Here is a 12,067-nt window from a genome sequence, read left to right on the forward strand (position 1 = left end):
CCCGGCGGGACGACCGCGCTGGGCGCGACGACCGCGGCGGATACCGGCGTGATGAGCGCGGTGGTGACGACCGTGGTGGTTACCGGCGTGATGAGCGTGGCGGGGACGATCGCGGTGGTTATCGGCGGGATGAGCGTGGTGGGGCTGGGCGTGGTGGCTCGCAGCGGGATGAGCGGGGTGCCGGTGGGTTCCGGCGGGATGAGCGGGCTGGGGATCCGCGTGGTGAGGGTCGGCGGGATGAGCGGTCGGGGGACTTCCGTGGGGATTCGCGCGGGCGTGGGCCGGTTGGGGACTCGCGCGGGCGTGGGCCTGCTGGGGCCGGTGGGCCTGGGCGGGGTGAGCGTGGTGCGTTCCGGCGGGACGAGCGTGGTGGGGATTCGCGCGGGCGTGCCGGTGCCGGCGACTCGCGTGGACGCGCCGGTGCTGGTGACTCGCGTGGGCGGGCCGGTGGCGGCGACTCGCGGGGGCGTGCCGGGGGTCGGGATGATCGGCGTGGAGCGCGGGACGATCGGCGGAGTGGGTTCCGGCGGGAGGAGCGTGAGGAGAAGGTTGGGCCTCGGCGCGACGACCCGAAGGTTCCGGAGGGGATCACGGGGGCCGAGCTCGATCGTGGCGTGAAGGCTGAGCTGCGGTCGTTGCCGCGGACGTTGGCCGACCTGGTGGCGCAGCATCTGGTGGCGTCGGGGCGGTTCCTCGACGACGATCCGGAGCTTGCGTACCAGCATGCGCGGACCGCGCGGCGGTTGGCGGCGCGGCTCGGTGGAGTGCGGGAGGCTGTCGCGATCACGGCGTATCTGGCTGAGCACTACGACGAGGCGCTGACCGAGTTCCGTGCCGTACGGCGGATGACGGGTAACCACGAGGTGCTCGCGATGATGGCCGACTGCGAGCGCGCGCTCGGGCGGCCGGACAAGGCGCTGGCGCTGACGAAGGACAAGCACGTTCACGACCTGTCGGAGCCGACGCAGATCGAGCTGCTGATCGTGGCGGCCGGTGCGCGGCGCGACAAGGGACAGACGGCGGCCGCGATCCAGATGCTGGAGGTGCCGGAGCTGACGAAGCGGACGCGGGCCGACTGGTTGCCGCGGCTGCGGTACGCGTACGCCGATGCGCTCGCGGAAGCCGGGCGGACCGAGGATGCGCTCGTGTGGTTCCATCGCGCCGCGGGTGTTGACGGTGATGGACTGACCGGGGCGGCGGAGCGTGCGGCCGAGCTCGAGGGGCTCGAGTTCACGGACCTCGACGAGGACGACACGGTGCTCGACGACGAGTACTTCGAGGACGAGTACGCCGACGAGACCGCCGAAGAGACCAGCGCAGCCGTGGACGACGCGGGTGACGACGAGGTCGCGGGAACGGGCGACGGCACGGACGCCGCCGACGCCGCCAGGGTTGAGGTCACGGACGCTGCTGACTCGGCCGACGCTGACGCCGATGACGTCGGTGGGGAAGCCGAGGACGACGCTGCCGAGGTTGAGGGCGCGAGCGACGAGGCTACGGACAACGCCGAGGGCGCGGAGGCGGGCGCCGACACGGGCGCTGTCGACGACGCTGACTCAGGTGACGTGGATGGCGGTGCAGACGTGGCTGGCGCAGGCGATGTGGGTGTGGGTGCGGGGGAGTCGAAGCGGGACGGCGAGTAGGGCGTGGGGGTTGTGGGGCGGGAGTTGGTGGCCGGCGATCCAGTTGGGGGGCTGGTGGCCGCGGCCCTGGTGAAGGGTGCGCGGCGGCTGGAGAAGGCTGTTGGGATGGTGGAGAACGGTGAGGACGACGCCATCCACCAGGTGCGGGTGTCCTGCCGGCGGTTGCGGAGCGATCTGAAGTTGTTCCGCAAGCTGCTGGCGGGGGACTGGGCGACCGGACTACGTGCGGATCTGCAGGCGCTGGCACAGGCCTGTGGGGAGGCGCGGGACCTCGAGGTGATCGCTGCACTCGTTCGCGAGCACACGTCCAGCGAGGACAACGAGGAACACGTCGACACGATCCTCACCACCCTCACGCTCGGCCTCGACCGCGCAGCCGCCCGGTCCGCCGAGGTGGTGCTGGGTGAGTCCACCAAGGACCTCCTCACCACCCTCGAAGCGATCGCCACCGCCCCCGACCTGAAAACCAAGGCAGACAAGCCCTGCAGCGAAGTCCTGCCACAGCTCCTGCAAGCCGCCACCGCACAGTTCACCCAGGAAGCAGACAAGCTCAAGCCCTGGACCCCGGACGACGACTGGCATGAGGTACGCCTCCTGGCCAAGCGAGTCCGGTACGCCGCCGACACCACAGCCGCTGTACTCGGTGACGAAGCAAAAGCCACAGCTGCCCACGCAGCGACGTACCAGGAACTCCTGGGGCAGCACCAGGACCACTGCGCCGCGGCAGACGCCCTGACCAACATGGCTGCCCACGCGGCCGCTGAGGACGACCCAGAGCTCTCGTTCACGCTCGGACGCCTCACAGAGCGCCACAGGGCTGCTCGCAAGCCCCTCCGCGAGCAGTTCCTCAGCCTGTACCACCGTCCCTGAGTCAGAGCGTTCGGAACAGCAACCCCACTCGTGGCTTCGGGCCGAACGACGTTGCCTTCTGTGGCAGTACGACGCCTTGTGCCGCGGAACGCAGTACCTGGTCCATGTGGGGCGCTGTGAGCTCTACAGCGAGCTGCTGAGGGCCAGCCAGCGCCAGCGCGTCCGCAAGCGTGTGGTGGAAGCTGAGCTCCTCCTGCACCACCCCCCAGGCCGGCAGCAACACCTCGTGCAGCAACTTGACTGTGGGCATGTCCGAAGCGGTGTGGAGTGTCAGCCAGCTGGAGCCGTCCGTGACAGAGATGCGCTCCGGGTCGCCCTCCACCCGGCCAGGCTGCATCTGCCAACCACTAGGCGTGCGCTGCTGCACAGTCTGCAGGTCCAGACCCGGTGCGAGACGGTGAATCGGGTCCAGCGTCAACGGGTGCCGCACGTAGTCCACCAGCATGGCCAAACCGACCTCTGCACCCGGCCGGTACGGCTCTCGCAGCTGGCGCTCCAGGTACGCCGCATACCGGTGGTGCCCGTCCGCTATGACAGCTTCGTGCTTCGCCAGCTCCGCAGCGATCGCCGCCACCGTCACTGGGTCCTCGATCCGCCAGATGCAGTGCTCGGCCTCGTTGTACGTTTCGGCCTCCACCCACGGCTCACCGCTCCGCGCCGCGTCCACCGCATCGCTCGCCACCCCACCGTCGGCGTACGCGAGCAGAATCGGCTCCAGATCCGCGTCCGTCGCCTGCATGAGCCGCAGGCGGTCGTCGACCCAGTGCGGCATCACATTCTCGTGTGGCAGGACAACCCGCCGCGTCGGGTCCAGCCGGAGCGAGCCGACCAGTCCGCACAGTACGGCGTTCCCCAGGCGCTGCTCGTACACGTACAGCGCCGGCCGCTCGTCCTGCACCACCACGCCGGCCCGCTGCCACGCGGCGAGCCGCTCGGCGGGTTCGTCGTACCGGCCGGGGCCGAGGTCCGGATCGCGTGGAAGGATGAGCCTCACCATGTTGTGCAGATCAGAGTCAGTCAGCCGCCGGACGATGGCGGGTTCCAGCACGTCGTACGGCGGCGACGTGACGGCGCCCAGCCCGCTCACCTTGCCCGCCACGAACCGCCAGGCCCGCAGGGGATCGAGTCTCAGCACCGGATCCGGCATGCGCGGAATCGTACGGGGTGAAGCATGAGTACGGAACGAACTTCGCCTCCGCCGCTGTCGGCGTGTGACGAACCGCTCGCGAGCCGGTACGACGTCGCGCTGCTGGACCTCGACGGCGTCGTGTACGTCGGGCCGGACCCGGTCCCGGACGCGCCGGAGTACCTGCGCAAGGCCGCCAAGGAAGGCCTGCGCCTCGGGTACATCACCAACAACGCGAGCCGGCCGGCGCGGATCGTTGCCGAGCACCTCGCGTCGTTCGGGCTGGACGTGATCGCCGACGACGTGGTGACGTCCGCGCAGGCCGCGGCGAAGCTGGTCGCGAGCGAGTTCCCGAAGGGCTCGCCGGTGCTGGTGGTCGGCGGTGAAGGGCTGTTCGTCGCGCTCGAGGAGTACGGGCTGACGCCGGTCCGGAGCAGTGACGCGCACCCGGTCGCAGTCGTGCAGGGCTTCCACCCGGACGTGAACTGGGTGATGCTCGCCGACGGCGCGCACGCGATCAACGAGGGCGCGAAGTGGTTCGCGACCAACCTGGACCTGACCATCCCGACCGCGGCCGGGAAGGCGCCCGGGAACGGCACGCTGGTGCAGGCGGTCCGGGCCGCCGTCGACGTCGACCCGGTCGTCGCCGGGAAGCCCGAGCCGCCGCTGCTGGAGACGAGCATCGAGCGGCTGGAAGCCAAGCGACCGTTGATGATCGGGGACCGGCTGGACTCCGACATCGAGGGCGCGAACGCGGTCGGCATCGCGAGCCTCTGGGTCGCGACCGGTGTCCACGACGCGTCCGACCTGGCCAGGGCGCCGAAGAACCAGCGTCCGACGTACGTCGCCGCCGGGCTCGGCGCGCTGGTGGAGAAGCAGCCAGGCGTGACCGTCGACGGCGGGAAACACACCTGCGAGGGCTGGACCGCCGAGGTCGTGAACAACGCCGTCGCGGTCAAGGGCGAGGGCTCGCCGTACGACGGGCTGCGCGCGATCCTGTCCGCGGTCTGGGCCAGTGTCGACGCACCCGCCGAGCCGGCGAAGCCCGCGAAAACCACCCGCGGCCGCCGTCCCCGCCCGAAGCCCGCCCCGACGGCGGACTCCATCGCCCTCGATGCCGCGCTCCACCGCATCGGTCTCGACAAGTAGTAGTTCTCCGGCAGGTGGCGCGGGTGGTGTTGAGGCGGGGAGGCGCTACCGTTGCTGGGGACGACGCTAGGAGGCAGACATGGTGATGGACGCGCTGCGCGGCTACGTACAACTGGCGAACGGGTTGACCGAGGTCACCAGGCAGAAGGCCCAGGTGGCGGCAAAGGCTCTGCTGCAGCAGACCGGGGCGGACTCGCTGACGACCAGGGTGAGTGACCTGGCCGACGAGATCGTTGCCACCAGCAAGAGCAATCGTCAACTGCTGCAGGCGATCGTGTCGAACGAGGTCGAGGGCGCGGTCGCGCGGCTCGGCTTCGCGCGCTCCGAGGAGGTCGCCGGGCTCACCCGCCGGGTGAAGGCGCTGGAGACCGAGCTGGCCGAGGTGCGCGCCGCGGCGTCCGCACCGGTCGTCCGCGAGCCTGGGGTCCGGCCGGCGACCGACGAGGTCGTCGAGGCCGGGGTGTTCGAGGAGGACGCGCCGACGGCTGCCCCGAAGATCGCCGCCAAGAAGGCTGCCGCCAAGACAGCTGTGGCGAAGAAGGCCGCGGCCAAGAAGGCCCCGGCGAAGAAGGCGGCGAAGAAGGCACCCGCGAAGAAGGCGCCGGTGAAGAAGATCGCGAAGAAGGCTTGAGATGACTGAGCATCCCGGCGAGCAGCTCCCACCGGACGTCGACCCGGACGTCGAGCCCGGCTTCGACCCGTACCAGTCCGAGGAGACACCCGCCCAACCCGATTACGACAGCGAGCCCGGCTCCCAGGACCCAGCCGAGGACCTGGCCGAGGACACCGCGGATCAAGCGGGCGAGCATGTGGATCCGGCGGAGGTGGAGTTCGGCCCGGAGTTCGCGCGCGAGCCCGGCCAGGAGCACGAGCACTCCTACGAGGCCGGCTCCGCCGACGGCGGGCATCCGCTGGTCGACGAGACCATGGCGCGCCTCGACGAGTTGCGGGACCGTCCGGTCAGTGAGCACGGTGAGGTGTACGCCGACCTGCACGAGCGGCTCCAGAGCGCGCTGGTCGAGGCCGACGCCGAGCAGGGCGACCGGGGCTGACCGGAACACCATGGGCATGCCCTAGTGGCCAAAGGAGTCAAGCGGTCGCGGCTCGACGCCGAGCTGGTACGACGTGGTCTCGCACGCTCGCGGGAGCACGCGAGTGAGCTGATCGCGGCGGGCAAGGTGAAGGTCTCCGGGACCGTGGCCGGCAAGCCCGCGACCGGGGTCGGTGCGGACGCGCCGATCGTCGTCGACACGTCGGACCACGAGGATCCCGGGTACGCGAGCCGTGGTGCGTACAAGCTGCTCGGCGCGCTCGAGGCGTTCCCCGGCGTCCAGGTGACAGGCCGCCGTACGCTCGACGCCGGTGCGTCCACCGGCGGATTCACCGACGTACTGCTGCGCAACGAGGCCGCGCACGTGATCGCCGTCGACGTCGGGTACGGCCAACTCGTCTGGGCGTTGCAGACCGACGAGCGGGTCACCGTGATGGACCGAACCAACGTCCGCACGCTCACGCTCGAGGACATCGGCGGTGAACCGGTTGATCTCGTGGTCAGCGATCTGAGTTTCATCAGCCTGACCCTGGTCCTTCCGGCGCTGATCGGCGTGGTGAAGCCGGACGGCGAGCTGGTGCTGATGGTGAAGCCGCAGTTCGAGGTCGGCAAGGAGCGGCTGGGCAAGGGCGGCGTGGTCCGGGACCCGGAACTGCGGGCCGAAGCGGTCCGCAAGGTCGCCGCCAAGGCGCGGGAGCTCGGGTGGGGGATCGCGGGCGTCGCGGCCAGCCCGTTGCCTGGCCCGTCAGGAAATGTCGAATACTTCCTGTGGATACGGCGGGAAGCACCGGTTCTCGATGAGACGATGCTGCAAACCGCCATCGAGCGCGGACCGCAGTAATAGGAGGTACGTGTGGCTGAGCACGAGCCGCGGCGCGTGCTGCTGGTGACGCACACCGGCCGCGAGGAGGCCGTCGAGGTCGCCCGTGCCGCGCACCGGCTGCTGACCGGCGCCGGGATGCAGGTCCGGCTGCTCGGCGGCGAGGCCGAGGAGCTCAAGCTCGACCCGGCCGAGATCGTCGACGACCCGGAGAAGGCGGCGAACGACGTCGAGCTGATCATGGTGCTCGGCGGCGACGGCTCGATCCTGCGCGGCGCCGAGCTCGCCCGTCCGCACGGTACGCCGGTGCTCGGTGTGAACCTGGGCCACGTCGGCTTCCTGGCCGAGGCCGAGGTCGACGACCTGGAGCGGATCGTCCAGGTCGTGGTGGACCGCAGCTACACGGTCGAGGAGCGGATGACGCTGGCCGTCGACGTGCGGCTGGACGACGACCTGATCTTCGAGACCTGGGCGCTCAACGAGGCCAGTGTGGAGAAGGCGGCCCGGGAGAAGATGCTCGAGGTCCTGGTCGAGGTCGACGACCGCCCGTTGTCGCGGTACGGCTGTGACGGTGTCGTCGTGGCGACGCCGACCGGGAGTACGGCGTACTCGTTCTCCGCCGGCGGACCGATCGTCTGGCCGGAGGTCGAGGCGATCCTGATGGTGCCGCTGAGCGCGCACGCGCTGTTCTCGCGGCCGATCGTGGTGGCGCCCACGTCGCGGTTGTCGATCGAGCTGGTCCCGTCCTGGCACGGCCGCGGCGTGCTGTGGTGCGACGGCCGGCGGATGGTCGAGGTGCCGCCCGGCGCCGAGATCCAGGTACGGCGGGGTGCGACGCCGGTCCGGCTGGCCCGGGCCCACGAGGCGCCGTTCACCGACCGGCTGGTGGCGAAGTTCGACCTCCCGGTGCTCGGCTGGCGTGGGGCCGCCGAACGCAAACGCAACGGCAACGGCAACAGCCAACAGGAGAACTGATGCTTTCCGAGATTCGCATCACCGGGCTGGGCGTGATCGAGGACGCGACGCTGGACCTCGACCCGGGCTTCACCGCCGTCACCGGCGAGACCGGGGCCGGCAAGACGATGGTCGTGACCGGCGTGAACATGCTGCTCGGCGGCCGCGCCGACAGCGGCCTGGTGCGGCACGGGACGCGCCGCGCGCGGGTCGAGGGGCGCGCGAGTGCCGTACCGCGGGCCATCGTGCAGCAGGCCGAGGACCGTGGCGGTGAGCTGGACGACGACGAGCTGCTGATCGCGCGCGAGCTGTCGTCGGAGGGGCGTTCGCGGGCGTTCCTCGGTGGCGCGTCCGTCCCGGTGTCGGTGCTGGGCGAGGTGTCGGGCGATCTGGTCGCGATCCACGGGCAGGCGGATCAGTGGCGGTTGCTGCAGCCCGCGCGGCAGCGGGAGACCCTCGACACGTTCGCGGGCAAGCCGGTTCTGGTGCCGCTGCAGGAGTACTCCGCGGCGTACAAGCGGCATCGTGAGGTCGAGGCCGAGCTGACCGAGCTGACGACGCGCGAGCGTGACCGCCTGGCGGAGGCGGACCTGCTGCGGTTCGGTCTGGACGAGGTCGCGAAGGCGGAGCCGTTGCCCGGTGAGGACACCGAGCTCGCGGCCGAGGAGGAGCGCCTCGCGTACGCCGACGGTCTGCGTACTGCGGCCACGACGGCGGCGGATGCCCTGGCGTCCGAAGACCTGGACTCCACCCGGCCGAACGACGTACTCGGCCTGCTGGCGTTGACGAAACAGGTCCTGGACGGTGAGCGCGAGCACGACGCGAAGCTGGCCGAGCTCGCCGACCGCGCGGGGGAGCTCGGCTACCTGGCGTCCGATCTCGCCCAGGAGTTGTCGTCGTACGCCGCCGATGTCGACACCGATCCGGCGCGGCTGGCCGTGGTGAGCGAGCGACGGGCGTTGCTGACCGGCCTGGTGCGCAAGTACGGCGGCGAGCAGGGCGTTGTGGACGAGGTCATCGAATGGACCAAGCGATCGGCCGAGCGGCTGGCCGAGCTCGACGGCAGCGACGAGCGCGTGGAGCAACTGACGGCCGAGCTGGAGGAGCTGGACGCGAAGCTCGCGGACCTCGGGCAGCAGATCCGGGAGGCGCGGATCGAGGCGGCCGCGCGGCTCGGTGTCGCGGTGTCGGAGGAGCTGACCGGGCTGGCGATGCCGCACGCGAAGCTGTCGGTCGAGGTGCACGAGACCACCGCCGGACCGTTCGGTGTCGACGAGGTCGAGTTCTGCTTCGCGGCGAACCCGGGCAGCCCGGCGCGCCCGCTGCAGAAGGCCGCGTCCGGTGGTGAGTTGTCGCGGGTGATGCTCGCGCTCGAGGTGATCCTGTCCGACACGCACCCCGTGCCCACGCTGGTGTTCGACGAGATCGACGCCGGGATCGGCGGCCGCGCCGCGGTCGAGGTCGGGAAGCGGCTGGCCCGGCTGGCGGAGAAGACCCAGGTGATCGTAGTGACGCACCTGCCGCAGGTCGCCGCGTTCGCGGATCGTCATGCCGTCGTGCTGAAGAGCGACGACGGATCGGTGACCACGAGCGGCCTGGTGGCCCTGGACGACGATGCCCGCTTGAAGGAACTCTCCCGGATGATGGCCGGCCTGGAAAACTCCGACGCCGCCCAGGCCCACGCCGAAGAGTTGCTCGCACTCGCGGCCGAGCGCCACACCAAACCCAAACGCAAGAAGCGCTGAATCACTCCTTTCTGAGGGAGCCGTCGGCCGGCTTCTCCACCCTGCTGCCGGTGACGGGACGCTCGGACCCGGTGACGGCGCCGGAGTCCTGCGCGTTGCGGGACTCCGCAAGCAGTCTGGTATAGGCCTGCGAGGCGCCGTTGACCTGGCGCAGCAGGCTCGACCGCCGCTCCTCGAGGCCCGCGTTCGGGTCCTCGCCGCGTGTCCGGTGGGCGATCGTGGCGGGGTCCATCTCCGCGACGGTCCGCGCCCACGCCCGGGCGCGACCGGACGGCTGCCGTGGATCGGTCGCCTGCTCCCAGTCATCACGGGCCGTTATGTTCTTGGCCGGGGCGACACCTTCGAACACGTGTTTCAGCGCGGCCAGTTCGGAATCGCTGGGTCCTTGGGGGGATTGCGTCACGGCCTGCTCCGTTCGGTGGGCTGCGCCTGAAACCCTAGTCCGGCCCGGGTGCAGGTCGTTCAAAAGGATGATTCGACGCCCCGGGACACGCACAGTCACCGTTAATTCGGTGCGTGAACAAGGGCCCGGCCGGGTAAATGACCCGGGAAGAGGCTCTTGACATGGCAGGATGAGGGTGCGATGAAACTGCCCAGCCTGCGGAGAGCACGACCCACTGAACTGCCCGGCATCACCGGCGTGGTCCGGCTGGATCGACGTACCAAGAATCTCACCAAACGTCTCAGACCTGGGGAGATCGCGGTCATCGACCACGTCGACCTGGACCGGGTGAGCGCCGAGGCGCTCGTCGACTGCAAGGTCGCGGCGGTGGTCAACGTCGCCGACTCGATCAGCGGCCGGTACCCGAACCTCGGTCCGGAGATCCTGGTCGAGGCCGGCATCCCGCTGGTCGACGGGGTCGGCCGCGAGGTGTTCTCGGTCCTGCACGAGGGCGAGCGGGTCCGGCTCGACGACGGCACGCTGTACCGCGGCCACGAGGCGGTCGCGAAGGGGCTCTCGCAGGACAGCAAGACGGTCGCGGAGCTGATGGACGAGGCCCGCGCGGGGCTGTCCACGCAGCTCGAGGCGTTCACCGCGAACACGCTCGAGTACCTGCGCCGCGAGAAGGACCTGCTGCTCGACGGCGTCGGCGTACCGCAGATCCACACGCCGATGGAGGGCAAGCACGTCCTGATCGTGGTCCGCGGGTACGACTACCGCGACGACCTGGTCGCGCTGAAGTCGTACATCCGCGAGTACCGGCCGGTGCTGATCGGGGTCGACGGCGGCGCGGACGCGCTGGTCGAGAACGGGTACGTCCCGGACCTGATCGTCGGCGACATGGACTCGGTCAAGGACGAGACCCTGAAGAGCGGCGCCGAGGTGGTCGTGCACGCGTACCGCGACGGCCGCGCGCCCGGGTCCGAACGGCTGGAGCGGCTCGGCGTCGACTCGATCGAGTTCCCGGCCACCGGTACCAGCGAGGACGTCGCGATGCTGCTCGCCGACTCCAAGGGCGCCTCGCTGATCGTCGCGGTCGGCACCCACAACTCGCTGGTGGAGTTCCTCGACAAGGGGCGCTCCGGCATGGCGAGCACCTTCATCACCCGGTTGCGGGTCGGTGCCAAGCTGGTGGACGCCAAGGGCGTCGGCCGGCTGTACCGCAGCCGGGTCTCGACGTTCCAGGTCGTCGCACTGATGGTGGCCGGCCTGTTCGCGGTCGGGATGGCGATGGTCGCCATCGGCGCCGACGATGTGCTGTGGTCGATCCTGCGGGCGCGCTGGAGCGACTTCGTCTACTGGATCCGGGAGCTGTTCACGTGATCGACTTTCGCTACCACATCGTCTCGATCGTGGCGATCTTCTTCGCCCTGGGCGCCGGGGTCGTGCTCGGCGCCGGCCCGCTGAAGGGCACCGGCAGCGAACTCGTCGCCAGCCAGGCGGAGAAGGACCGGCAGCAGCTCGCCGACGCCCGCGCCGAACTGGTCCAGGTGAAGGCGCTCGACAAGTACCGCGACGACTACGTCGCCAAGGTGACCGCCGGGATGACCGACGGCAAGCTGACCAACAAGAAGGTCGCGATCGTCACCATGCCGAGCGCGGACAACGACCTCACCAACAGCGTCCAGGACGCGATCGAGAAGTCCGGCGCTGTGATCACCACCAAGGTCGCGCTGGACTCGAAGCTGTTCGACACCGGGCAGCGCCAGCTGGTCGAGTCGCTGGTGAACCAGTTGGTCACCGCGGACATGAACTTCCCGGCGGACAGTACGACGTACCAGCGGGCAGGACTGCTGCTGGCCCGGGGCGTCGCGGCCAAGGAAGAGGGCAAGAACGGTGACGCGGACTCGACCAAGGTGATCAGCGGGCTGACCGGCGCGAAGCTGATGTCGCTGAAGCCGTCGCAGATCAAGGACCGCGCGACGCTGGTCGTGGTGATCGCCGCGAAGGCGCCGACGCCGGCGCCCGAGGACTCGGCGTACGCCGACAGCGTGGACTTCATCGAGGGGCTGGACACCGGCAGCGGCGGCGTCGTGGTCGCGGGGACGCCGGAGGCGGCCGCGGACGGCGGACTGATCAAGGCCTTGCGGAGTGACTCCGACGCCACCAAGATCGTTTCCTCCGTGGACGTGGCCGACCTCCCCGCCGGACAGGCGACGGTCGTCTTCTCGCTGGCCGAGCAGGCGGGCGGCAAGGCGGGGCAGTACGGCGCGATCAACGCGAAGAACGGCGTCGCGCCGTCGGCCGTACAGACGAAGGACAACTGA

Annotated in this window: 13 protein-coding genes; 11 read left to right on the top strand and 2 right to left on the bottom strand. The window is 70.2% G+C overall.

Going from position 1 to position 12,067, the window contains the following annotated elements:
* The first annotated feature begins 51 nt into the window (after window positions 1-51).
* From BJY22_RS16560 to BJY22_RS16570, 3 genes are read left to right on the top strand one after another with little or no spacing between them, the layout of a single operon-like run.
* On the top strand, window positions 52-618 hold the full coding sequence (locus BJY22_RS16560; protein ID WP_167207765.1) for a hypothetical protein: 567 nt from the start codon (window positions 52-54) through the stop codon (window positions 616-618).
* The gene (locus BJY22_RS16565) at window positions 615-1,643 is read left to right on the top strand and encodes a hypothetical protein (RefSeq protein ID WP_337758743.1); all 1,029 of its coding nucleotides are present in this window, start codon (window positions 615-617) and stop codon (window positions 1,641-1,643) included. Before BJY22_RS16560 ends, BJY22_RS16565 begins: the two co-directional genes overlap by 4 nt.
* A 3-nt stretch (window positions 1,644-1,646) precedes the next feature.
* Window positions 1,647-2,513, top strand: a complete 867-nt coding sequence (locus BJY22_RS16570) for a CHAD domain-containing protein (protein WP_167207767.1) — start codon at window positions 1,647-1,649, stop codon at window positions 2,511-2,513.
* Window position 2,514: 1 nt separating this feature from the next.
* On the opposite strand, the gene BJY22_RS16575 is transcribed toward BJY22_RS16570, so the two are convergent.
* Window positions 2,515-3,660 carry a DUF1015 family protein gene (locus BJY22_RS16575; RefSeq protein WP_167207769.1) on the bottom strand — a complete coding sequence of 382 codons (1,146 nt, stop codon included), beginning with the start codon at window positions 3,658-3,660 and terminating at the stop codon, window positions 2,515-2,517.
* Between the two features lie 24 nt (window positions 3,661-3,684).
* Here BJY22_RS16575 and BJY22_RS16580 point away from each other — a divergent pair, with 24 nt between their 5' ends.
* From BJY22_RS16580 to recN, 6 genes are all read left to right on the top strand, one after another.
* Complete coding sequence (locus BJY22_RS16580) at window positions 3,685-4,788, top strand: HAD-IIA family hydrolase (RefSeq protein ID WP_167207771.1); 1,104 nt, start codon at window positions 3,685-3,687, stop codon at window positions 4,786-4,788.
* A 79-nt stretch (window positions 4,789-4,867) separates the two neighbouring features.
* Complete coding sequence (locus BJY22_RS16585; RefSeq protein ID WP_167207773.1) at window positions 4,868-5,419, top strand: polyhydroxyalkanoate synthesis protein PhaF; 552 nt, start codon at window positions 4,868-4,870, stop codon at window positions 5,417-5,419.
* A gap of 1 nt (window position 5,420) precedes the next feature.
* Window positions 5,421-5,840: a hypothetical protein gene (locus BJY22_RS16590; RefSeq protein WP_167207775.1), complete on the top strand. Its 420-nt coding sequence runs from the start codon at window positions 5,421-5,423 to the stop codon at window positions 5,838-5,840.
* 24 nt (window positions 5,841-5,864) lie between these two features.
* Window positions 5,865-6,680, top strand: coding sequence for a TlyA family rRNA (cytidine-2'-O)-methyltransferase (locus BJY22_RS16595; protein ID WP_167207777.1), 816 nt, complete (start codon window positions 5,865-5,867; stop codon window positions 6,678-6,680).
* A gap of 12 nt (window positions 6,681-6,692) precedes the next feature.
* On the top strand, window positions 6,693-7,634 hold the full coding sequence (locus BJY22_RS16600; protein WP_167207779.1) for an NAD kinase: 942 nt from the start codon (window positions 6,693-6,695) through the stop codon (window positions 7,632-7,634).
* Window positions 7,634-9,358, top strand: coding sequence for a DNA repair protein RecN (gene recN / locus BJY22_RS16605; protein ID WP_167207781.1), 1,725 nt, complete (start codon window positions 7,634-7,636; stop codon window positions 9,356-9,358). The genes BJY22_RS16600 and recN overlap by 1 nt, the downstream gene beginning before the upstream one ends.
* Before the next feature lies 1 nt (window position 9,359).
* On the opposite strand, the gene BJY22_RS16610 is transcribed toward recN, so the two are convergent.
* Window positions 9,360-9,761, bottom strand: coding sequence for a hypothetical protein (locus BJY22_RS16610; protein ID WP_167207783.1), 402 nt, complete (start codon window positions 9,759-9,761; stop codon window positions 9,360-9,362).
* 180 nt (window positions 9,762-9,941) lie between these two features.
* On the opposite strand from BJY22_RS16610, the gene steA reads away from it, so the two are divergent.
* Complete coding sequence (gene steA / locus BJY22_RS16615; protein WP_167207785.1) at window positions 9,942-11,123, top strand: putative cytokinetic ring protein SteA; 1,182 nt, start codon at window positions 9,942-9,944, stop codon at window positions 11,121-11,123.
* A complete protein-coding gene (locus tag BJY22_RS16620; RefSeq protein WP_167207787.1) occupies window positions 11,120-12,067 on the top strand; it encodes a copper transporter in 948 nt (315 codons plus the stop codon). The genes steA and BJY22_RS16620 overlap by 4 nt, the downstream gene beginning before the upstream one ends.

The sequence above is a fragment of the Kribbella shirazensis genome, from assembly GCF_011761605.1.
GTDB classification, from domain to species: Bacteria; Actinomycetota; Actinomycetes; order Propionibacteriales; family Kribbellaceae; genus Kribbella; species Kribbella shirazensis.